At 59.1% G+C, this 23,638-nt stretch carries 16 protein-coding genes, 1 tRNA gene and 1 pseudogene; 11 read left to right on the top strand and 7 right to left on the bottom strand.

The annotated features are described in order from the left end of the window. A complete protein-coding gene (locus BR48_RS0120620) occupies positions 1-4,662 on the top strand; it encodes a hypothetical protein (protein ID WP_027233043.1) in 4,662 nt (1,553 codons plus the stop codon). Between the two features lie 46 nt (positions 4,663-4,708). Here BR48_RS0120620 and BR48_RS0120615 read toward each other — a convergent pair whose 3' ends face one another. Beyond that, positions 4,709-5,116 (bottom strand): nuclear transport factor 2 family protein, encoded by a 408-nt coding sequence (locus BR48_RS0120615; protein WP_027233042.1) that lies wholly within the window; start codon positions 5,114-5,116, stop codon positions 4,709-4,711. A gap of 139 nt (positions 5,117-5,255) precedes the next feature. Here BR48_RS0120615 and BR48_RS0120610 point away from each other — a divergent pair, with 139 nt between their 5' ends. The 7 genes from BR48_RS0120610 to BR48_RS25135 all read left to right on the top strand — a co-directional run bounded on the left by BR48_RS0120610 (position 5,256) and on the right by BR48_RS25135 (position 10,475). Beyond that, on the top strand, positions 5,256-5,561 hold the full coding sequence (locus BR48_RS0120610; protein ID WP_027233041.1) for a hypothetical protein: 306 nt from the start codon (positions 5,256-5,258) through the stop codon (positions 5,559-5,561). Between the two features lie 98 nt (positions 5,562-5,659). Continuing rightward, positions 5,660-7,750: a flagellar biosynthesis protein FlhA gene (gene flhA, locus BR48_RS0120605; RefSeq protein WP_027233040.1), complete on the top strand. Its 2,091-nt coding sequence runs from the start codon at positions 5,660-5,662 to the stop codon at positions 7,748-7,750. A 10-nt stretch (positions 7,751-7,760) separates the two neighbouring features. Beyond that, a complete protein-coding gene (gene fliR, locus BR48_RS0120600; RefSeq protein ID WP_027233039.1) occupies positions 7,761-8,510 on the top strand; it encodes a flagellar biosynthetic protein FliR in 750 nt (249 codons plus the stop codon). A 1-nt stretch (position 8,511) separates the two neighbouring features. Then, positions 8,512-8,907 (top strand): hypothetical protein, encoded by a 396-nt coding sequence (locus BR48_RS0120595; protein WP_027233038.1) that lies wholly within the window; start codon positions 8,512-8,514, stop codon positions 8,905-8,907. A 70-nt stretch (positions 8,908-8,977) separates the two neighbouring features. Then, a complete protein-coding gene (locus tag BR48_RS0120590) occupies positions 8,978-9,550 on the top strand; it encodes a rod-binding protein (protein ID WP_027233037.1) in 573 nt (190 codons plus the stop codon). Positions 9,551-9,576: 26 nt separating this feature from the next. Continuing rightward, positions 9,577-10,005, top strand: a complete 429-nt coding sequence (locus tag BR48_RS0120585) for a hypothetical protein (RefSeq protein ID WP_027233036.1) — start codon at positions 9,577-9,579, stop codon at positions 10,003-10,005. Then, the gene (locus tag BR48_RS25135) at positions 10,002-10,475 is read left to right on the top strand and encodes a hypothetical protein (protein ID WP_036815149.1); all 474 of its coding nucleotides are present in this window, start codon (positions 10,002-10,004) and stop codon (positions 10,473-10,475) included. Before BR48_RS0120585 ends, BR48_RS25135 begins: the two co-directional genes overlap by 4 nt. Positions 10,476-10,482: 7 nt before the next feature. Here the strand turns inward: BR48_RS25135 and BR48_RS0120575 are convergent, their stop codons facing one another. Next, positions 10,483-10,824, bottom strand: a complete 342-nt coding sequence (locus tag BR48_RS0120575; RefSeq protein ID WP_027233035.1) for a PilZ domain-containing protein — start codon at positions 10,822-10,824, stop codon at positions 10,483-10,485. Between the two features lie 241 nt (positions 10,825-11,065). Here BR48_RS0120575 and BR48_RS0120570 point away from each other — a divergent pair, with 241 nt between their 5' ends. Beyond that, positions 11,066-13,336 carry an NADP-dependent malic enzyme gene (locus tag BR48_RS0120570; protein ID WP_027233034.1) on the top strand — a complete coding sequence of 757 codons (2,271 nt, stop codon included), beginning with the start codon at positions 11,066-11,068 and terminating at the stop codon, positions 13,334-13,336. 118 nt (positions 13,337-13,454) lie between these two features. Then, a complete protein-coding gene (locus BR48_RS0120565; protein ID WP_027233033.1) occupies positions 13,455-14,909 on the top strand; it encodes a sensor domain-containing diguanylate cyclase in 1,455 nt (484 codons plus the stop codon). A gap of 358 nt (positions 14,910-15,267) precedes the next feature. On the opposite strand, the gene fae is transcribed toward BR48_RS0120565, so the two are convergent. Next, positions 15,268-15,807: a formaldehyde-activating enzyme gene (fae, locus tag BR48_RS0120560; protein WP_027233032.1), complete on the bottom strand. Its 540-nt coding sequence runs from the start codon at positions 15,805-15,807 to the stop codon at positions 15,268-15,270. A 397-nt stretch (positions 15,808-16,204) separates the two neighbouring features. Between fae and BR48_RS0120555 the strand changes: the two genes are divergently transcribed. Then, positions 16,205-19,669 carry an autotransporter outer membrane beta-barrel domain-containing protein gene (locus BR48_RS0120555; RefSeq protein ID WP_155810944.1) on the top strand — a complete coding sequence of 1,155 codons (3,465 nt, stop codon included), beginning with the start codon at positions 16,205-16,207 and terminating at the stop codon, positions 19,667-19,669. 10 nt (positions 19,670-19,679) lie between these two features. Here the strand turns inward: BR48_RS0120555 and BR48_RS25600 are convergent, their stop codons facing one another. From BR48_RS25600 to selA, 4 genes and pseudogenes are all read right to left on the bottom strand, one after another. Next, positions 19,680-20,141: a hypothetical protein gene (locus BR48_RS25600; protein WP_051615305.1), complete on the bottom strand. Its 462-nt coding sequence runs from the start codon at positions 20,139-20,141 to the stop codon at positions 19,680-19,682. A gap of 26 nt (positions 20,142-20,167) precedes the next feature. After that, positions 20,168-20,263 (bottom strand) — tRNA-Sec (locus BR48_RS0120545). Between the two features lie 126 nt (positions 20,264-20,389). After that, a pseudogene (gene selB / locus BR48_RS25970) lies at positions 20,390-22,216 on the bottom strand (selenocysteine-specific translation elongation factor); the annotation flags it as partial. Continuing rightward, positions 22,213-23,637, bottom strand: coding sequence for an L-seryl-tRNA(Sec) selenium transferase (gene selA / locus BR48_RS0120525; protein ID WP_027233028.1), 1,425 nt, complete (start codon positions 23,635-23,637; stop codon positions 22,213-22,215). The pseudogene selB and the gene selA, both read right to left, overlap by 4 nt. Between the last annotated feature and the right edge of the window lies 1 nt (position 23,638).

Below are 23,638 nucleotides of genomic sequence, written 5' to 3'. Positions count from 1 at the left end.
ATGGCAAGACAAACCATTCTTTGGACGGTACTGCCCAATGGGCGCGTGGAAGACGGCGAATTTGCCGGCCAATTGCGCGTGTCCCTGGTCGCGTCTCCCCGGCTGACGCCCGAGGCGTCTGACGAGCAGGTGTTGAAGGCGTTTCCGGAATGGCGCAACTGGCCAAAAACGCTCGATAACGTGAAGTTTTCCTTGCAGGTTGGCCCTGACGAGCTTGAGCTTCGACGTATAAGCGACCCCGATGTCGATCTCTGGGCCAAGCTGTTCTCAGCCCAAACCCCCGTCAGCGGATACGTTTTCAAGGACATGAGCAAGGTCAATCTCCGCTCGTTCCCCATGCGCAACGTTCTTGGAACGTTGCGCAAGCACTATAAGAACCTCGCGATCCAATCGACAGGGACGCCGCCAACCCTCCTGCCCTGGTCGCAAGCCCATCCAGGCCTGAAGGACCTGCTGGGCGAACTCGGCACCCGCACGGAAAAAATCAACCTCGGCGACCGGCAAATCGAATACCTCGTGCCGGGCTTCAACCGCTTTTTCGACGATGAAGGTCGCGAGGGCACCGAGAACCGTTTGCGCAATACCGTCTTTGGCACAAAGAGTATTTACCGCGGACAGGTCGTTGGCGTGGATGTCGATGAGCAGGGAAACCCCAGGTCCAGTGGGCAGTTTCCGGTCCGCGCCTTGCCTCCGGACTGGCACAATCCTGCCGGGGGCGGCGCCGATGCAAGCATTATGGGGCAATTCTCCTCCGCGGCAGAATATGCTTTCTACCAGGCAGATCGCTTCTACCGCCGCGAGCCTCTGACACAAGCAAAGCTCGACAAGCTTGACGCGCAAAAGCAATTGCGCCGCCCCAAGCTTGTCGACGTTCCTGCCCAGCCCAAAGCGCCCGATTTCGATTTCCATCGGATCATCGCCTCCTACAGCGATTATCCGCGACTTCTGCGGCGCCTTGGCCTTGTGATCGATTGCGTGGTCCAGCCGAATTCGCCCATTGATCTCGCGCTCAATGCTGCCCCGCAGGTGCAAGGGCGAATGTCACTCAACCTTTCATGGGGAAGCGCCCACGATCCGGCGGATGATTCCTGCCCGCAGACCGCGTGGATAGCCGACAAGTACCGGTTTGTGACGCGTCCAAGGACGCAGGATCACGAGCGGGGCTTACTGAAACTGCAGTATGCCGACGATAAATGGAACAATGACAAGCGCACCCTGTTCGACGTCTATCAGGTCGACCCGGATGGTGCAGCCCTGAAGACGGTGGATTTTGTCATTACCGCACAGAATCTTGTGGGAAAGAGCCTGGCAATCGGCGCCGACGGTGCAGTCACCTATACGACTGGCGACAAGCAGGCGGTCGCCGCCCTTCGCACGGGCGGACTTGGCATATCCCGCCATGGCAAGGCGCTCACGATTGCCCAGAGTGCTGCATCTGCGGCGCTGAAGGACGCAGCGGTAAAGTCCGGCGCAGGAAAGAAGGTTGTTCTGTTCACTGAAGACCTGTTGCGGGGATATAGAGTCGACGTTCAGCCCGTAATTAGCGGCTCGCCTGAGAAGTGGCATACCCTTTGCGGCCGGCATGGCACTTACAAGCTCATTGCCACGAACGAAGACCTCCCCCTCGAAGACGATGAAGGCTATGTGAAGGGGGCGTCGACGACAAGTTCGGCCAGTGAGGATGCCGACCCGGATGATCATTATCTGCACGAATCGATGTTTCGCTGGACGGGATGGAGCCTGGTAACGCAGCGCCCCGGAAAAACGCTGCGCGCGAGCAGCGATCCCACCTCGGGCGTTCAAAGTGAAACCCCAGAGACGGTTGCAGACGAGGCAACAAGCGGTGGCAATGGCGTATCGGCAACGTTCGTCGCGGCCAAAGGCAGCTTGCCGCGCCTGAGGTTCGGCACGCAATACCGCTTCCGGGCACGGTTGGTGGATCTGGCCGGCAACAGCCTCGGCGTGGACGACAGGTCGCTTGAAGACGACGAGCAGGTCAGCGAACCCGTAGGCTATTTACGCTTTGAGCCCGTGGACCCTCCCGTACTTGTTCAACGCGCACGCGTGAGTGAGGGCGAGTCGCTCGAGCGGATGGTGATAAGAAGCAACTTCGACGTCGACCCTGAAGGCTATCTGAAGAAGAAGCCGTTCAAGGATGCGATCAAGCTGCCGGCTTCGCAGGATTTCGATTACACCGCCGGCAACGAGCGGCATGTGGTGCCACCGAAATCCTCGCAGCTGCAATGCGAGCAGCACGGACTGTTCGACGTCTACTTCGCCGATCCTGCCTCGATCAAGACAGCCTACGCGATTGCAAGCCGCGAGGCTGGAAGCTTGAATGATCCGACGGCAACATCGACGCCCGAACTCATCACGCCTGCGGCTATAGCAGGAACTGCCACGCGGACGATATTGCCGCTGCGATTGCCCTCGCCGGACAACCCCACCGGCGATCGCCTCGCCGCCGGCCAATACGTGATTCATCGCGACGCTCAGGTTTCCACACCCTATCTTCCGGATGGAGCATCGGGAGGCTTCGCATTGCGGGCTATGCAAGGCCATTCGATCCCCGGGGTGACCGTGCCCGTCGTCCTCGGGCCGAGCGCTGCGGTGGTGCGTGCCCCGAACCAGGAACTCGTTCTCGTTGTCGCCCATGGCAAGGAATGGCCGGACTCAACCGGGTTCAGGATCGTCCTTCAGGAGCGTGGTGCATCGCTCCTTGATCCACCTTGTGACGAAACATTCAACGACGATGGGACGCCTGCGTGGGATGAGGACAAACGTGTCCTGACACTATTTATCGCCAAGGGCCGTATCGCACGCCTTCGCTATGCCAGCTTCGCCCATAAAAAATTCATGGACTCCTTTGGTTTGCCGGGATGGATCGACACCGCCGGCGAGCGGGACTTTCTGCGCGGCATGGCCGAACTCGGCTGCGCGTGGATGATGACGCCCTATCGCGAACTCACGCTCGTCCACGCCACCCAGCAACCGGTATGCGCGCCCGAAATGATCAAGCTCGTCGCCGGCCGCAGCATGAACGACCAGTTTGCCATCTTGCGAGCGCAGGTGCGGCTGCACGGACCCAGCACCGGAAAATTCGAAGTCGAAGCGCATTGGAAGGAGTGGATCGACGATCTGGAAAAGCCGGGACCGGAACTTGTCGATTCCCATGGGGCGCTTGGCGAAATTTTGCTTGCCGAGAACCACGAAAACACATTCGATCTTAACGGCGCGGTGAACGCCCAGCAATATGACGCCGCGCGCCCGCGCGCCCGGGGCGACCGGCACGAATTCGGCGACACAAAATTCCGGCTGGTCGATTATAAGGTGTGTGCTACGACGCGTTTTCGCGAGTATCTTCCGCCATCAATCTATGAACAGAAAGATCAGGTTACGCGCCTTGGGCCTATTGCCGAGGGCCAGCAATTCCAGCTTGGCGCGGATGATGATCCGGGCGCTCCATTCCTTGTCCAGCCTGGCGCCGCGCCGCTCACCATCGTCAAATCGAGCGCGGCCCCTGACGAGCCGCGCATCGTCTACGTCATGCCCACTTTCCGCTGGGAAGAAACAGCGGACAATTCATCTCTCGATACAGTACGGCTTGGCAACGGCCTGCGCGTATGGCTTGAGCGCCCCTGGTTCTCCTCGGGGAACGGCGAACTGCTCGGCGTCGTGATCCTCCAGGACAATGCCCGCTTTACCGATATTCCGGTGCCTGTCGTGCCGCTGGTAACGCAGTGGGGTCTCGATCCCTTGTGGGATACGTCGCTGCCGAAAAACGCGATCCGGATCACCGATTTCCCCTCGCGGGTTATCAATGAAGCCGTCCCATTGCTTGAGCCGCAAGCGGCAGGGCAGCAGGTGCAGATCATCGGCCACCGCGTTCATTGGGATCAGGCGCGCTCGCTCTGGTATTGCGACATCGAGCTTAATCCCGGCAGCAGCTATATGCCGTTCGTGCGGCTCGCGCTGGTCCGCTATCAGCCCAACGCGCTTTCTGGCGCAAAGATTTCGAAGGTCGTGCTTGCTGATTTCTCGCAGGTCCTGCCGCGCCGCCGCTCATCGTTTCAACGCGACGGCGCCGTGGTCGCGGTCAAGCTTCGCGGCACGGTACCAAGTCATGGTCCAATGAAATTCCCGACGGACTCGGAATACCAGGACATTTCCTTCATCCCCCTCCCCGGCCAGGCGGTCGAAACCGGAAGAAACAAGGTCGAGCTCGTACTGCAGACCCGCGACCCGGCGATCGATTCCGACCTCGCCTGGATCGATCAGAAGGTGCTGACCTCGGCCATATTGGCGCCTGTCGCTGGAATAGGGCCGATCGTTACGACGATCTTATTCGATCAGCCGGCCGTAAGGGTAGAAGCACCTCCGGCCGCCGCCGACCGGTTGGGGCAGCGGATTAGCCTCGACCTGACGCACATCGCGAGCCCGATCGACGTCGTCCAGATCCCGCCCGATCTATTCGATCCCGTTATATGGAGCGCCAATGTGACCCTGCCAGATACCGCTGGCAAACCGGCTCGCCTCGCCATACGTGAATACGAACGCTATTACACGGACAGGACCATCGCCGAACAACGTGGCGGTGCGACGAGACGGCGAAAAGTGGTAGAGGAAAGGCTGGTTTATACCGTGTTCTTTGATCTCCAGTAGACGTCGAGCGTCGGGCCCTACGCGGAGGAAGCCGCCGCGGCTCGCTCTATTTTTGGATACGCGGTACTGTCCCCTTCCTGGCTTGTTCAACCAGATGCGCGCGCGAGGGCGCAGGTTCAAATCGATCGGCGAAATATTGCGTTTCGTTGACCACACGTCCTTCGCTGAATTCCATGATGCTCACCGCATAGGTTGGTATACCGTCATAGGTGAGCACGAATTCAGAGACCCATAGATCACCGCTGCCGATAATTCGCTGGACCGTAAAGCGCTTCTTGTTCGGCTGAACTGTCCGGCTCTCTTGAATGTTGTGCCGGCCACGAATCCGCTCATTCGATTGCGGATAGTAGAGCACAGCGTCATCACGATAGATCTCATGCTCGACCTCGAAGTCGCTCGCGTCCGACGCTTCCCAATGACGTTGAAGCGCCATCCGCACGGTTTGATCGTTCATCCCAACCTCCGAACTCCGTTTCCGGGCATCAAATCCCAACTACAAAGCAGAATTCGGGCGATGGCTTGTGAAAAGTTTAGTTGACCGCTTTCGATAGCGGGGAGAAACTTGCAACCCACCGAGGCAAGAGGAAAAAACAATGGACGAGCCAGACCGTTGGCGCCACATGGCAAGCGCACCGAAAGACGGCAGTCGAATCCTTATAACGATCCGCCCGACTGAACAGGGGCAGGCAGAAGTTGACCTCGCATATTGGTCCAAAGGCGACCAGTTTGGTGCCGAAGGCTGGCGCGCCTCTGATTCCTCACCCGGCCGTGTCGTCGAATATGCCGAGCCGGAATTGAAGTGCTGGATGCCGATGCCCTCAGCCAATCTAAACCGCACCTCCATGCCCGCCCCCTGGGAAGGTGAAGACGCCGAGCAGCTGGACGGTTCAGGGATTTAAAGAACTCGCGTCGTCATACGCTGAGCTTCTCCGCCATCCCGCTGCCTGCCTCGCGCAAGCTTCGCCCCCTATTGTTACTGCGACAATAGGAGACGACCGTGCAGCAAGTTGCAGTAAAACGCCTGGGCGACAAAGGCTATCTGACCGGCAGTGATGTCGGCCTTGCCCTCGGCATCGTCGTCATCCTGACCGTCCTTTTCCTGCCGGTCTCGCCAATCGTTCTCGACATCGGCCTTGCCTTCTCCATCGCCTTGTCCGTGCTGATCCTGATGGTCGCCCTGTGGATTCAGCGGCCGCTCGACTTCTCGGCTTTCCCGACTGTCCTCCTGATCGCGACAATGATGCGGCTTTCGCTGAACATCGCGACAACCCGTGTCATCCTCACCCACGGCGACGAGGGTTACGGTGCTGCGGGACAGGTGATCCACGGTTTCTCGCAATTCGTCATGGGCGGCGACTTTGTCATCGGTCTTGTCGTGTTCGCGATCCTGATCATCGTCAACTTCCTCGTCATTACCAAGGGCGCGACGCGCATCGCGGAAGTCGGCGCGCGCTTCACCCTCGACGCCATTCCCGGCAAGCAGATGGCCATCGATGCCGATCTCTCGTCGGGCCTGATCGATGAAAAGCAGGCACAGCATCGCCGGCGCGAGCTCGAAGAGGAAAGCGCTTTCTTCGGTTCCATGGACGGTGCGTCCAAGTTTGTGCGAGGCGATGCGATCGCCGGTCTCATCATTACCGCCGTCAACATTTTCGGCGGCATCATCATCGGTGTTACCCGCCACGGCATGGATGTCAGCCACGCCGCTGACGTCTTCACCAAACTCTCGGTCGGCGACGGCCTAGTCACTCAGATTCCGGCCCTGATCGTTTCGCTTGCCGCCGGCCTCCTCGTTTCGAAGGGCGGCACGCGCGGCTCTGCCGACAAGGCGGTGTTCGGGCAGCTCGGCGCCTACCCGAAGGCACTCTTCGTTGCCGCGCTCCTGCTTTTCGTCCTCGGCAGCCTGCCCGGTCTGCCGGCCTTTCCCTTCTTTATCCTCGCGATCGGCCTGACAGCGATCGGCATTTCGGTTCCCCGCAAGCTGGCGCGGGTGGCCGCGGCTGCCCAGGCCGAGATTGCCCAGAAACAGCACGCCGCCGCCGAAGAGGATCGCAACTCGGTTCGCGCCTCGCTCGAGACCGCGCAGATCGAGCTTTGCCTCGGCAAACAGCTTTCGGCGAAACTTCTGGCTTCGCAGCTCGAACTTGCCCACCGCGTCAACAAGATGCGCAAGAAATTTGCCGTCGAATATGGATTTGTCGTGCCCGAGATCAAGGTCACGGACGACTTCCTGCTGCCCCCAAAGACGTACCGCATCAAGATTCACGGAACGGTCGTTGCCTCCCATGAAGTCCGGGTCGGCGAAATCCTAGTTATCCCGGGCGACAGGCCGCCCCCGCACGTTCCCGGCGAAGAAGTGCGGGAGCCCGCCTTCGGCATGAAGGCCTATTCCGTGCCGGAAACGTTTGCTGCGGAGCTGAAGCGCGATAATTACATGACCGTCGACAACCTTTCGGTCCTGCTCACTCACCTCAGCGAAATCGTCCGCAACAACCTGGCGCAGCTCCTGTCCTACAAGGACATGCGCGGTCTGCTCGACCGCCTCGGCCCGGAATACAAGAAACTGCTCGACGACATTTGCCCTGCGCATCTTTCCTATTCGGGGCTGCAGGCAGTCCTAAAGCTGCTGCTGACGGAACGGGTATCCATCCGCAATCTCAACCTCATCCTCGAGGCCATTGCCGAAGTCGCGCCGCATGTGCGTCGCTCCGAGATGATCGTCGAGCACGTGCGCATGCGCATGGCCCAGCAAATCTGCGGCGATCTTGCCGATAATGGCGTGCTCTCGGTGCTCAGGCTCGGCAATCGCTGGGATCTCGTCTTCCACCAGAGCCTGAAGCGCGATGCCAAGGGCGAGATCGTCGAGTTCGACATCGACCCACGGCTGCTAGAACAATTTGGCACGGAGGCGAGTGCCGCGATCCGTAAATATCTCGATGCCGGGGAGCGCTTTGTTCTCGTCGCATCGCCCGAGGCGCGTCCTTATATCCGGATGATCATCGAACGGCTCTTCGCGACGCTGTCGGTGCTCTCCCACGTCGAGATCGCTCGCGGGGTCGAAGTGCGTTCGCTCGGCACGATTTCCTGAGTTGCCGCCAATGCCGCAAATGAGCGACACGATTATCGCGGCCTTTCTGGTTTTCGCGCGCGTGGGCGCATGCCTCCTTGTCATGCCGGGCCTCTCCAGCCCGCGAATACCGATGCAAATCCGTCTGTTCGTCGCCCTCGCCTGCTCGCTGATGGTGGTGCCAATGGTCCTCGCGCAAGTCGAGCCAGCCGCGCGGTCGGCGCCCATTCCGCTGATGCGGATCATCGTCATCGAAATCATTACCGGCGGCATGATTGGTGTTCTTGCGCGCCTCTATTTCTGGGCGCTGCAATTCATGGCGGGAGCGATCGCCATGGCGACCGGATATTCGGGAGCCCCAGGTGGCGCCATCGAATCCGAGGAGCCGGAGGCGGCAATCGCAAGCTTTGTGACCCTGTCAGCGCTCTGCCTGTTCTTTATTTCGGACCTCCACCTCGAGGTTTTCCGGGCGCTCCTGTCATCCTACTCGGCCATACCCGTCGACGGAAATTTCCAGGCGTCCACGGCAATGGTCAATCTGACCGATACATTGTCGAGGGCGTTCCTCAGCACCATCCGTATTGCCGCGCCCTTCATCGTTTTCGCCGTTGTGGTCAATATTGCCATCGGATTGATCAACAAGCTGACGCCGTCTATCCCGGTCTACTTCATATCGATGCCCTTCGTGCTCGCGGGCGGTCTGATGCTGCTCTATTTCGCCATCCCGGACATCTTGCGTTTCTTCACCAACGAGGCCGGCGCCTATCTGAGGAGTTTCTGATATGGCAGCGACACGCGCCACCTATCGCGAGATGATCCGCCTGCAGAAACTTGCGAAGTTGCGACACGAGATGGAGCTTGCCCGACTTCAAGCGCAATCAGCGGCGGTCGAAGCGGAAAATCTCGACCTCTTCAGAATGCATGAGAGTCGTTTCGGAGCGGAGGCCAGCATCGTTCCCGTCGGAATTATCATGAGACAGCTCGAAACGAACAAGGCGCGACAGGCATCACTGGCTGATACCGCAATGACAGAACGACAGAACTGGCTGAGAGTTTCGCGCACGATCGACACCTTGAGCGACAAGCTGCGTGTCCTTGACGCAAAGCTCACACGTGCGGAGGCCGCCGCCGAGCTCGATGAGAGTATCAGTCATTTACTGGCAGCGCCGAAAATTTAAGGCTCAAGCCTCCCGTAAGTTTGGGCGATTAAAGTGCACCCTATGAGACAACGAAGCGAAGCTGCAACAAATGGCCATTAATCCGCCGTCCGATCTGGTGCTCGATGTTGCCATGGCCGCGGATCCCGATGCGATGCGGGCAGCGGCGGACAAGCTGCGGGCGATGACATCCGACCGGGTTGCAGCGCAGATGCAGCTTTCGCGCGACAGTTTCGCTGCTTTGCAGCAGGCAGCACCGGAAGCTCGGAGCGCCAAGGCTGCCGAAGCGCCTAACAAGGCCTACAAGAAATTCGAGGCCTTCATGCTGCAATCCTTCGTCGAGTCGATGTTCACTGGCGAGAATCAGGCCGTCTTCGGTGAGGGAATTGCCGGCGACTACTGGAAATCGATGATGGCCGAGGCGATCGCCAACAAGATGTCCGACGGTGGCGGAATCGGTATAGCGCGCATGCTCGAAGCGCAGAGTGCGCGGAAGGCAAAAAATGCCGCTGCCGAAGCCGCGACTGAAAACAGTATCAAAACTGATGACCAACCCAATTTCAAACAGCAGGATTCAAATGTCATTTTGTACCAGATCGAACGGCAACTCATTCACAGGCAATTGAAATCGACCGATGACGTCGAATCAACCCGACAAGGCTGAGGCCGAAACGTTTGGAGGGAATTCATATGGAAACCGTCAACGATAATCAGAAAAGCACCGAGATGACAGCTTTCGCCCAGAGAAACGAACCCGCACTCGATCCAGTGCTCTTTGCAATCCGCAGGCTGGAAGAAGTCGTCGAGCGCGAGACCCGTCTGCTCCTTGATGGCCAGACGGTCGACCTCGCCGATATCAATGCCAATAAGAGCCGCGGCTTGCGCGACTTCAACAAGGCAATGGGCAAAGCCGCCAAAACCGTCGACACGTCGGCGCTGAGGTCCCTGCAGCCGTTCCTCGACAATCTGCGCCAGAAGCTCGATCGCAATTGCGATGCGCTCAAGTTGCACCTGCGCGCCGTTACGGAATTGACCGGGCTCATCCGTGACGCCCTCGAAACGCAGGAGGCAGACGGCACCTATACGGTCAGGCAATTGCGGGACGGTCAGGGCGCATGATCCGCATCGCCATTATCGGCCTGTGGATTTGCGGCGTTGCGCTTGGCTCGCTCTATTTTGCCGTTTGGCAGAATTCGGCGACCGCATCAGTCGCGCCGAAGGCCGGTGAAGTCGTGCTCGACGATGGCAAGACCGATGTCTTCAGCGTGCCCGTCATCATCGACAATGCGGTGCATGGCTATGTGGTGACGCAATTTGCCTATACGCTCGACAAATCTGTCAAGGCGTCGGTGACCGTGCCCGTCTCTTATTTCATCAATGACGAGATCTTCTCACAGTTCTACGGCCAGTATTCGGACGTAAAGGACGTGCAGCAGGTCAAGTTCGATGATGTGAAGAAATCCATCATCGACCGCGTCAACGCGCATTTCCCGCAGCCGCTCCTCAAGGACCTCCTCGTCGAGCAGTTCAACTACATCAGTTCCAAGGAAATCCGCAACCAGAACACCAAGGGCCTCGAACGGCCCTAATACTGGATCAAAGCGAGTAATATTTGCCCGCGAGCGTCTGGAGCAGCGTGTCGTTCAGGGGTTCGACGGTGGGGTCCTGGACGAAGCGGACGCCGAATTCCGGCTCCTTGTGCCATACGACTTCCGTGATCAGCGCGCCGCAATATTGATCGTCGAACAGCCAGAAGCGGGCTGGAACGGCGCACGAGCCGATCAGCCTTATCCTCGCCCCGCCATGGGCAATGTTCTGGAACTGGCATTCGGTCAGGAAGTGACCATCCAACGTGACAAGCTTGCCGGATCGCAGGCGGGTCCGCTTGCGATCCTGGCGCCGTTTTTCTGCTTTATGTTCCGTTGCGGCTGGTGGCATTGCCAAGGGATCCGAATTGCAAGCAACCGTTGATGGTGGTTTGCGATCACGCTATCAGCCAAAAATTGCAAATCCGTTAGGCTGCCGCGAGTTGGGAACGTGCGACACGCCGATTGGCACTGTTCCAGGAAAAATTCTTTTGCCTTATGGCCCGCTACCACTTTTAATTGCTTGGGTCATTCTCGTCGGTGCTGGCACGCGCGCGTGACGGTTCATCCCAAACGAAAGGGGCAAGACGGCCATGTCACAAGACGCAAAAGCAAGCCTTCACGCGGCGGCTCTGGATTTCCACCAATTTCCAAAGCCGGGAAAAATCGAAATTACGCCGAGCAAACGGCTCGCCAATGCGCGCGACCTTGCACTTGCCTATTCGCCCGGGGTTGCTGCCCCATGCGAAGAGATCGCAGCCGACCCCGAGAAGGCCTATCTCTATACATCCAAGGGTAACCTTGTCGCCGTGGTCTCGAACGGGACTGCTGTGCTCGGGCTCGGCAATATCGGTGCGCTCGCCAGCAAGCCTGTGATGGAGGGCAAGGCCGTCCTCTTCAAGAAATTCGCCGGCATCGACAGCATCGACATCGAGGTGAATGAAACCGATCCGAAAAAATTCATCGAGATCGTTGCACCGCTGGAGCCGAGCTTCGGCGGCATCAATCTCGAAGACATCAAGGCGCCCGATTGTTTCGACATCGAGGAAAGCCTGCGCGAGCGCATGAACATACCCGTGTTCCATGATGACCAGCACGGCACGGCAATCATCGTTGCGGCGGCTGTGCTCAACGCCATGAAACTCGTGGGCAAGGATATTGCCGAGGTCAAGATCTGCACCTCCGGTGCTGGCGCGGCTGCGATCGCCTGTATGAATATGCTGGAGACCGTCGGCGCGCGCCGCGAGAATATCTACCTTGCCGACCGGCAGGGACTTGTCACCAAGAAGCGGGCTAACTCGGTCGATCGCTGGCGCGGCGCCTTTGCGCAGGACACGAATGCGACCGAACTTGCCGACGTCATGGCCGGTGCAGATATCTACGTAGGCCTCTCGTCAGCCGGCGCTTTGAAGCCCGAAATGATTCGCGAAATGGCGCGCGACCCATTGATCCTTGCGCTTTCCAACCCGACACCCGAGATCATGCCAGAGCTTGCCATTGCCGAGCGTCCGGATGCGATGATCTGCACCGGCCGATCCGACTATCCCAATCAGGTCAACAACGTCCTCTGCTTCCCGTTTATCTTCCGGGGTGCGCTCGATTCAGGCGCAACGACGATCAATGATGACATGAAACGGGCAGCAGCCTACGCGATTGCCCAGCTTGCCCATGAGCCGGCCCTGGAATCCATGGGCAGTGATGCCGCCGCGACGTTCGGGCGTGGCTATCTCATCCCTTCCCCGTTCGATCAGCGCCTCATTCTGCGCATTGGGCCAGCCGTGGCCCAAGCCGCCATGGACAGTGGCGTATCGCGTCGCCCAATCGCGGACATGCGCGCCTACCAGGACAGCCTGAAGCGCTTCGTCTTCCGCTCCGGATTGGTGATGAAGCCGATGATCGAGCGCGCCATGGGACAAGGCAAGCGCGTTGCCTTTGCCGATGGTGAGGACGAGCGTGTGTTGCGGGCAACGCAGGTTATCATGGAGGAGTCGATTGGCCGGCCGGTTCTCATAGGCCGTCCTGCGGTCATCGAACACCGTATTGAGCGCTTTGGCCTTACCATTCGCCCGGAACGCGACTTCGACATCATCAATCCCGAGGATGATCCGCGCTACCGCGATTACGTCACCCAGTTCCACGATCTTGTCGGGCGCAAAGGCGTCACGCTCGATACGGCCCGGACCATCGTGCGCACGAATACGACGGTCATCGGTGCATTGGCCGTGCGGCGCGGCGAGGCCGACGCCTTGATCTGCGGCCTGCAAGGCAGCTTCATCAAACATGCACGCGACATCCGCTCGATCATCGGCCTTGCCGATGATTCGGCGCAGCTTTCGGCACTCTCGATGCTGATCATGGGCAAGGGCGTGTTCTTCCTCGCTGACACGCATATGAACATAGACCCGAGTGCCGAGGAGATCGTGCAGATCGCCTTGCAGGCGCGAGACCACCTCAAGCGCTTCAATATCGATGCCAAGGCAGCGCTGCTCAGCTATTCGAGCTTCGGCTCACGTGGCGGCGCCCCGGCTGAAAAAATGCGGGCCGCCTATGCGCTGCTCACCAAGGCTGCTCCCGATCTTCTGGTCGAGGGGGAGATGCAGGGGGATCTTGCAATCAACCCGGCCTTGCGTGAGCGCTTCCTTACCAAGACCGCCTATGAGGGCGAGGCAAACCTTCTGATATTCCCCTCGCTGGAAGCGGCAAACGTCTCGATGACCCTATTGACGGAATTAAACAATGCGCTGGCGGTCGGTCCGATTTTGATGGGCACGAAACGTCCGGCGCACATCCTTTCCCCAACGGTGACCAGCCGCGGCATCGTCAACATGTCGGCAATTGCAGCGGCCGAAGCATTGGAATGTTGACCATGCCGCACACGGACGGGTTGTAGGCAACGCGATTTTGAGCCAACTTTGCTTTCACTGATTTGGAGGGCCACAGCTTTGAGGAGGGTGGCCCCGACTTTGAAAGTTCGAAAACGATATGCACGATCAGGCTCATCACGCCGAAACATTCGACCTTGCACCAATCTCACTATGGCTCGAGGATTTCAGCGAGGTTCGTTCTCTCTTTGAAACGTGGCGGGCGTCTGGCGTCACCGATATCAGGGCCTACCTCACGGAAAATGAAAACCGCATCAAGCAGTGCTCGAGCCTGATCAAGGTTATCAAAGTCAACAGGAAGACCCTGACGCTGTTTGAGGCAGAGGACCTCGAGCATCTCACCCAGAATCTCGGCTCCATCTTTCGCGGCGACATGCTGCAATCGCACGTCCAGGAACTTTCGGCGCTTTGGGAAGGCGAGACCGAGTTTTCCAGCGCCACCGTCAACTATACGCTGTCCGGGCGGCGTCTCGACATCCAGTTGCGCGGTACGGTACTGCCCGGTTACGAAGACAGCTGGAGCCAGGTCCTACTTTCGATCGAGGATGTAACCGAACGCGAAGATGCTCGGCGCAAGCAGGTGGAGAGCAAGCGCTACGCCGAGGGGCTCTTCGAACATTCGCCGGTATCCCTATGGGTCGAGGACTTCAGCCGCATCAAGCGCCTCCTCGACGAAGTGCGCGACAAGGGCATTACCGATTTTCGCGTTTTCACCGACGTGCACCCCGAATTCGTCCGTCAGTGCATGAGCGAGATACGGGTCGTCGACATCAATCGCGAGACGTTGAAGCTGTTTCTCGCACCCGACAAGATGACGCTGCTGCGCCGCATCAACGACGTTTTCAAGGACGAGATGAATGCGCATTTCAGGGAGCAACTGATCGATCTTTGGAACGGCAACCTGTTCCACCAGCGGGAGACTGTCAACTACGCGCTGGACGGTACAGAGCGTCACGTATTGCTGCAGTTCTCGGTCTTGCCCGGCCACGAAGACGACTGGGCTCTTGTGCAGATATCACTCACCGACATCACCGCGCGCAAGAAGGCCGAGGCCTATCTCGAATATCTCGGCAAGCACGACGTCCTGACGAAACTCTACAATCGCGCCTTTTACGTCGATGAACTCAACAGGTTGGAACGGCGCGAATTCCACCCGGTCTCGATTATCATTCTCGATCTCAACGGGCTCAAGGTCATCAACGACCAGTGGGGCCACGCCGCCGGCGACAGCATGCTGCGCCGGGTGGGAGAGGTGCTCAACGAGGCTGTCAGAGCCCCCTGCTATGCGGCCCGTATCGGCGGCGACGAATTTGCCGTGCTGATGCCCGCCATTGACGAATTGGGTGCAGGAAGCCTTGTCGAGGAGATCCGCAGTCTGGTTGAGATCAACAATCAGTATTATTCGAATATTCCACTCGACATGTCGATCGGCTGGGCGACCAGCAATATCGGCGAAAAGATGGAATTGGTCGCCAAGCGCGCCGACCTTCTGATGTACGAGGATAAACGCGCGCACTACTCATCGGGCAAGAAGGCCGGACAAGCCGCGAACTAGTCCGCGTTCAAGGGCTATGCGGGAGATTAATTACAATTAACTATGCAGATTTCGGGGAAAAACCGCTTTGAGCGCATTCGAGTCACGCTCCTGTAACGCTGCGTAACATAGCGTCAACCTGTGATCGTGAATTCGATGCATAGGACAAACAATAAGAAGCATCCACCATGCAAGGAATGAGCGGACAGCAGTGGGGGGCATAGGTCGAAATTCTATATTTATTCGAGTTAGAATATGGGCTTAGCACTGCGGGTAAATGAATACAGGCCGACAACAACTTAGAAAACGACAGGCTAACGCCCATCTACAACGCGCTCTCCGGAGCGCGTTTTGTTTTTGGAAGTGCCGTCCCAGCGACTCAGTAGTCGATCACGCCGTCAAGAGCGTAGTGCTTGATGGTCTTGCGATTTGCGATGAGCTCGTCCACCGTTGGCCTGCCGGTCATGGCGCGGGAAATTGCGAGTTTCGTCGCCTCATAATTGGTGCGATATAAATCCTTGCGATCGAGGTTCTCGTCATCGACACAACGCGGATCGAGCCAGACCGTGATGATCATGCACAGGTCGTCGGCCTCGTCCCTGGGAAGAATTCCTTCCGACAGGCAATCGACGATCGCATCGCCCATCGCCGCCTGCACGACGCCGCCCAGAAGTTCGGCATAGGCCATATTCTTGATAGTAACCTTGCTCGTCATCATGGTGGCGGGACGTACCGCCTGGTTGAGGTCGCGGACCACGAACATACGCGTGTGTCCCTTGACCTGACCCATCATCGAGGCGAACGCGTGGCCAACGGGGCCGCGCACCGATCCAATCACTATTTCGGGCATGGCATCCGTTGCCTGGCCCTCCGCAGCAAGAACCGTTGCCTCACCCGTGCGAAACCAAATCTCAGACATGTATCCTCCTTGCCAATTGCGGCACGACCCTATCTGCCACTTCTTGACCGGTAAAGTTGAAAAACCCAGAGAGTGAGTTCCGTTGTCACGCATCAAATGAAATTTTTGTTTTAGAACAGGTGCGTATCAAACAGCAGTGAACGAGGGAGCGCTCTTTTTCAAGGTGGGCATCCTCACCTGTCATCTGCTTCCTAACAGCAGCAACCGCAATCAACGTGTAGTAGCAATATTTTGACACTGGAACGTGGTTGAAGCATTATCGGCACGCCGGCTACGTTCTTCGGAGGAGGAGGCCATCGCCAACCGTTCGCGTGATGTTAAGCGTACTCGCGAATACAGTCTATCACGGCGCTGCACAGCGCAGCGTAGCGCGTGGAGCCTGAAGCTTACCCATCAAGTGGCAATTATTGTCGTGCCCGCTCTTGTCGCGTCTTTCTTCCCCGGCGTTGCGCTTGCGGATGATGAATGCGGTCAATCCAATACGAGCGGAGCAGTCCCGACTGTCACCTGCGCACCGGGAACTTATTCGACGGGGATCGTGTACTCCACGTCAAACGCCGGCATGATCTTGACTGGCGACGGGCTTCTCGTGCTGACAAATCCTGTCAGGGGCGTCGAGATCAACACCAACGGCGTCAGCGGCCCCATCAGCGGCCCGATTTCAATGAGGCTGAGCGGCCTATTCGAGGCTGAGGGGCAGGTGAATATCTATGGCGTTTCCCTGCTTCAGAGTAATCCGAACGCCACGGCGTTTGGTGATCTCACCATTGATGTCACAGGAGAGGTGGATGCTCAGGGCCAGACTGATATCCGTGGGATCTTCCTCAACAATTTGACACCGAGCCCTGCCAATCTTTCTGTAATTTATCGCGGGCCCAGCATTCATGTGGTGGGCGGTGACGCGGCTGGCATCATAGCCCGTTCGGCGGGTGGCAGCGGCAATGTTTCGATCGACGCCAGCGGCGGTATCATTGGCAACGTGCCCACGAATTCGCAACTTCTCTTTGGCATCACTGCCGAGGCCGACACGACCGGCAGCGGCAGCGGCAGTGCCTCGGTACGCTATCGTATGGGCGCTGTCGGCGAAACCAGCGAGATCGGCCTCACCGGCTCGCGTGTGTTCGGGATAAATGCCGTCTCCTATGGCGATGGCTCCGCGACGGTGATTACTGACCCTGGGACGTCGATTTCCCTGAGCGGTGACGAAAACGGCAACCCGCATGCAGCCATTTCGTTGACAGCCCGCGGCGGCAGCGCTGCCGGGGGCCAGATGGTACGAGGAGAGATCGCCTCGACCATCGACAACACCGGTTCAGTAGCCGGGGACGCCGGCGAACGCTCGCGCAACCCGATCGGCATTCGCGCGACTGCTTATACCGACGTTCCGGTCACGGTGATCTATACCGGCGCAGGCATCACCACGGATGGCGGCCGCGGCATGGGAATTGTCGCGCAGTCAGGGAGCGGCGCTTCCACCGTTCAAAGCAGCGGGCCCATCACCACCAATGGCGACAGATCCTTTGGCATCCTGGCTGACAGCGGCAGCCAGCCGCGCCCTAGCCTTCCACTGCCCTCTCCGGGTGTTTCTTTTCCTGGCGACGGTCCAGACGATCCGGCGTCAGGCATTGGTGGGCCGGTTACTGTCCTCAGCGCCGCACCCATAACGACCCATGGCAGCGAGTCCTACGGCATATGGGCCAATTCCGCCACGGGTGCGGTGGATGTCTCTGCCTCGAATATCGTGACGACCGGCGAATTCGGCGTCGGCATCAAGGCGACCGGCGGCTCAGTGACCGTCAGCGTTCCGGGATCGGTGACCGGCGGTTGGCAATCTTCCGCGGAAGACGCCGGACCGATCTATCAGATGCCTGCGAGCGGCGTTATCCTGAGCGCAACCTCCGGGACGGCAACGCTGAACAATAGCGGCCTTATTGGCGCCCTTTCCGATCGGGCCGTTGCCTCGGCCGATCTTTATTTTCAGCCGGGCTTTCCCGGCGACGTGAGCATCGTCAACAACGGCACGATAACGGGTTATGTGACGCTTGGCTCGGGAAACGACACTTTTCAGAACCTGACGCCCAACTCCTTTGACATCCGCAATTTTGCCGATACGGATGGTGACGGCATCCGCGATACGAAGGCCGTTGCCATCTCCGACTTTGGTGCGGGCAACGACCAGTTCGTCAACGACTCGGCAGGCGTGGTGCGACTCCTGCCCGTCACCGGCGCGGCAATAACCGATGCGACCGGCTACTACGTGCCGACGACAGGCGCGGATAGCCGCCCACTTGAATCCACCTTTTACGATCTCAACCGCGAAGGGGTCGTTCAGGGCCAGCTTGTCAACCTCGAAACCTTCGCCAATGCCGGTACCATCGACCTACGCAATCCCGCCGTCGGCAACGCCCTACCCGTTGTCGGCAACAGCCTTGTCATCACCGGCAACCCAACGGCCGGAGGCGCTCCGGGCAGCGGACTTTATGTTTCCAACGGCGGAAGGTTGCTCGTCAATACGGTGCTGAATGGCGGCATACCTGTTGCCGGTCAGACCAACTCCTACTCCGACATGCTGGTCGTCGATGGCACCCGGCTCGGCACAGGAGCGACGACAATCGGCGTGACCAATGTCGGGGGCAGCGGCGTCCTGACACCGGGCAACGGTATCGGTCTTGTCGAGGTGCGCAACAAGGCGGCATCGGATCCAGGTGCATTCTCGCTTGCAGGCGACTATGTGACTACGCAGGGCGAGCAGGCAGTCGTGGGCGGGGCATATGCCTATACGCTTAAATTTGGCGGCGTCGGCGCAGATGGCACCGATGGAAACTGGTATCTCCGCTCGCAATTGATACCAACCGGTCCAATACCCCCCAATCCACCGGAGCCCCTGTTCCAGCCGGGCGTGCCGATCTACGAAGCATATCCGCAGGCGCTGCTTGCGCTCATGGGCATGCCGACGATGCAGCAGCGGGTCGGCAACCGCTATTGGGAACAGCCGCTCGCTCCGCCAAATGTGCTCGAAGGCAACGGCGTATGGACCCGCATCGAGGGCTTGCACAGTCATATCGAGCCGGCGGTCAGTACCAGCGGCAGCGACTACGATATCGATATGTGGCGGCTTCAAGCCGGGCTCGACGGTCTGCTGTATGAAGCGCAAGACGGCAGCCGGCTCATCGGCGGCATTACAGTCCATTACGGGCAGGCTTCGAGCGACGTAACCTCCGTATTCGGCGACGGCGGTATCAATACCGACGGTTACGGTTTTGGCGGCACGCTGACATGGCTCGGGCAAAACGGTGTTTATGTGGATGGGCAAGCATCGCTGACCTGGTTCGATAGCGATCTCACATCCGATATTGCCAATCGCTCGCTTAAAGATGGCAATGACGGTTTCGGCTATGCCCTGTCGGTTGAGGCCGGCAAAAAGATCGACTTGAGCGGGAACTGGACGATTACGCCACAGGCGCAGCTGATTTACGCCAATGTCGATTTCGACGGCTTCACCGATCCTTTCAGCGCTGACGTTTCACTCGGCACGGGCGACAGCCTGCGCGGCCGGCTGGGCATCTCGGCCGACCGCGAGCAGAGCTGGCAAGACAAGGCGGGCAAGACCAGCCGCAGCCACGTCTACGGCATCGCCAACCTCTATTACGAATTCCTTGACGGATCTTCCGTGAACGTCTCCGGCGTCAAATTCGAGACGCGACCCGAGCGGTTTTGGGGAGGGATTGGGACCGGTGGCAGCTATAACTGGAACGACGACAAGTATTCCGTCTATGGCGAGGTTTCAGCCAATACCAGCCTTGAGAGTTTCGGCGACAGCTACGCCTTTAATGGAACTGCGGGTTTCCGCGTCAAATGGTAGGCCGCGATTTCTAGAAATCGACACGCGGCGTGTCGGGAATAGGATTTTCGAACAGCATCCAGAACGAAACGCTGAAGGTCGCGGCGTACCATGCTTCGAAGCGCGCAAGCGCTTCCCCGACCTCTTCGACCGTGCCGGATCCAATCAATTCTGCCCGGTGGAGTGCGACAATCACAGGTGTGAAATTATCCAGCATCGCATCGCGCGCGTCGCTGTCCGATGACCAGCCGAGTTTGGCCAGCAAGGCAGCAATTGCACGCGCAACTTTGATCTCGTCATCATGCTGCCACTCGCCATCGCCGGCTTGTGGTCGCATTGCAGCCGCGAGCGTTCGCATCAAATTAAGCCGGCGAAATGCAAATGCCCTTTCCTGCTCGAGAGATGCTATGCGGGCCGCAGCCTCGTGCCGGTAAAGGGTTTCGACTGCCTGTGCGGACTCGGCCCGTTCTTGCAGCGCTTCCAGGTATTTCATCGCGGCGGCTCCGACCGCCTGATCGTTGGCGGAAGAGAGTGGGAGTCGAACCCACCAAAGACCGTCTCTCGGTCCCTCCCGGATTTGAAGTCCGGACGCCCCACCGGGGACGCATCTCCTCCTGACGCGAGCTTGTCGCTCGTTACTTTCGCAGAAACCCCAAAGAGATCCAGCCGGTCTCGATTGATGCGGCGCAGGTCTTCGCGACGCACGGTCACACTGTGACGATCGAAGAAATCCAGGATCTGAATGGCAACCTTGCGGCCATTTTCAACCTGATCGCGGAACTCGGCCGCGGTAAACCATCCCTTTTCCCTTTCCGCGCTAAGTCCGGCAATAATGGCAACCATGTCTGCTACCGCCCTACGCAGGAAGAAATGATCGTGCGCGATTTCATGTGTCTTGCCCATCCGGCTCGCGAGTTTCAGGAGGCGGCGCACCTCGGGTTCCGGAACGGCGAGCGCGGTCGCGATATCGCGCACGCGTGGAGGACGAAATCGTTCAGCGCCATCGAGCAATGGCTCGATGTTCCGCCAAAAATGTTCATCGGCAGGGCCCATCGTCACCGCATGACCGGCGCGCCGTACCCACGCCCCATCGATTACAATCTCCCCTGCCCCGGCAAGCCTTTGTAGAGCCGATCGAAACGCCGCGATCGGCAATCGCGGCTCAAGCTGGGTGCGCAGCCGCTCGACACCAATGCCAAGAAGATCGGGATTGTCGGCATGGAAGAGGTCAAGCCGGCCCAACAGATCCTCACGAAATGACGCCCAGCGCGAAGCAGAAATCGCTTTCAAATCAGGTGCAGCGGGGAGCAAAATCGCGCCTAATGCCTGGGCGAGCTCATCGGTTTTAGTTGCCGCAAGGGCCCGGTCCCGGACGAAGGCGGTAAGGTCGAGTTGATAGGGCGCGGTCTCGAGCAAGGCCTCCAAGGCTTTGGCCGGATCAGAGAACAGGTGAGCCTCGATCTGTGCCCTTCGTTCGGGTGTGCGGCGCTTGCGGGCGGGTGCCCGTAGATCGAGAAAGCGGCCCCCACCCACTGTGCGCCGGGCCGACGTGTCCCGGATAATATAGCGGTCGCCCGCTGCTGCTGCGATCGGCTGGTCGAGTACGAGTTGCACATTTGCTGCGGTACCCGGTGCGATCGGAGCATCGCCAAGCAGCACGACTCGCGCACCAACTTCGGTAGAGGCATGGTGGAGCCGGATTGGAAACCAGTGCCCTATCGGCTTGGGCTCGGAACCGAGGACCCGCAAAGTTGCGTCGATCCTGATCGTCGGTGCGTGCAAGCTCTGGTCCAGTATCATGTCGCCGCGGCTGATCGCGGATTTGGAAATGGCTTCGCCGGCGAGATTGAGGGCGCAACGGTCGCCGGCCTTGCCTTCCCTGCTCGGCCGGTTCTGCGAATGGATGGAGCGTACACGTGCGGCGATTCCCGAGGGGCTGACAATCACATGATCTTCCACCGCGACCCTTCCCGACAAGACTGTGCCCGTCACGACAGTTCCCGTGCCTTGCAGCGTGAATGAACGGTCGACAGCGAGCCGAAAGCGGCCATCGGCTTCGCGGCTTGAAAACTGGCGTGCTGCTTCCACAATGTGGTCGCGCAGTTGGTCAATGCCTTTTCCCGTTACTGTCGAAGCCCTCAGAATTGGCGCGGCGCGAAGCGCCGTGGCGGCAAGCTCGTTGCGTAGTTCGGTCTCGACTTCGACAAGCCTCACCTCTGATACAAGGTCGGCCTTCGTCAGCGCAACGACACCGTGCTCGACACCAAGGAGGTCGATAATGGCAAGATGCTCCCGCGATTGCGGCATAATCCCATCATCGGCAGCGACGATGAGCAGCACGAAGTCGATGCCGCTCGCACCGGCGAGCATGGTGTGGATGAACTTCTCATGGCCTGGAACGTCGATGAAACCGATGGTTTCGGCCTCCACTGGCAAGTAGGCGAAACCAAGATCGATCGATATGCCGCGCGCCTTTTCTTCCTTCAGCCGGTCGGTATCGACATGGGTCAGAGCTTTGACAAGCGAAGTCTTGCCGTGATCGATATGCCCCGCGGTACCAACGATCATGATTGGCTGTTTCCTCCGGCCTGCCCCGCTCTCAAATCGAGGCCTGCGATATTGGCAGCAAATGCTGCCTCATCTTCGAGGCACCGCAGGTCAAGAACCAGGGACCCGCGCTCGATACGGCCAATGACCGGGACGGGCAAGCGCCGCAGAGCGGCGGACAGTTCCTCAAGCGCCCTGCCCCCGCCATCGAGCGCCGTCAAGGCGAGACCAGAGCTGGGCACCGTAGCCAGCGGCAAGGCGCCCGATCCGATTTGACTGGCACAGTCGACAACCACGACGGTGAACGCACCTTGCACGGCCTTCGCGACGATTGGAGCCAGTTTTTGCGCCTGCGCACCGATCTCCTCGCGGGGGCGGCTGAGGAGCCGCAAAGTGGGAAGTCGCTGGTTCAGTCGTTCGGGATCGCGATAGAGCTTCAGCGTCGCTTCGAGTGCCGCCATGCGGATCTTGTCGACTCTGAGCGCCCGTTTCGTCGGGTTCATGTTGATCGCCTGGATAAGGTCCTTGCGTCCGACGATGAATCCCGCCTGCGGTCCGCCGAGCAGCTTGTCGCCGGAAAAGGTGACAATGTCCGCACCTTCATCAATGGCCTCTCGCACTGTCGGTTCGTGCGCCAGTCCGAAGCGCGTGAGATCCGCCAATGTGCCGGAGCCGAGATCGTGGACCAACGGAACGGCGCCTTTGTGCGCGATATCCTTCAATTCCTGCGGCTTCACTTCCTTAGTAAAGCCTTCGATGCGGTAGTTTGAGGTGTGGACCTTCAGGATCAGTCCGGTGTCAGGTCCCAAAGCATTCGCATAATCGCTTTTGTGTGTCCGGTTTGTAGTGCCGACCTCCACCAGCCTGGCGCCCGCACGCGCCATGATGTCGGGCATGCGAAAGGCGCCGCCTATTTCTATGAGTTCGCCGCGGGAGACGATGGCCTCCTTGCCCGCCGCCAGACTGTTGAGCACGAGCAGGACAGCCGCCGCATTGTTGTTGACGACGGTCGCATCTTCAGCGCCTGTCAGTTCGCAGATCAGGGCACGCAAATGATCGTCGCGTTCGCCGCGCTTGCCGCTCTCAAGATCGAACTCAAGGGATGCGGCCGAGCGCATTGCTGCCACCGCAGCGTCAATTGCGGTCTCAGCCAGAAGCGCGCGGCCAAGGTTCGTGTGCAGCACCGTACCGGTCAGATTGTAGAGCGGGCGTAGCGTGGTGCGCTCGCGCTCCTCAAGGCTTGCAACAAGATTGTCGAGAATAATTTCCGACGCCTGGATAGGGTGGCCTTGAAGAACTTTCCGGCGCAGGTCCGCGACGGTGTCGCGGAGAACCTCGGTCACTGCCGGCCGTCCGAAGCGCTCTATGGCAGCCATCGCCAATTTGGACCGCAGCAGCTGATCGACAGACGGTAGAGCGCGGAGGCTGGAATTGGTGTCCATC

Origin of the sequence: Phyllobacterium sp. UNC302MFCol5.2 (assembly GCF_000686005.1) — a bacterium.
GTDB classification, from domain to species: domain Bacteria; phylum Pseudomonadota; class Alphaproteobacteria; order Rhizobiales; family Rhizobiaceae; genus Phyllobacterium; species Phyllobacterium pellucidum.
This window is presented reverse-complemented; position numbering and strand designations above follow the sequence as displayed.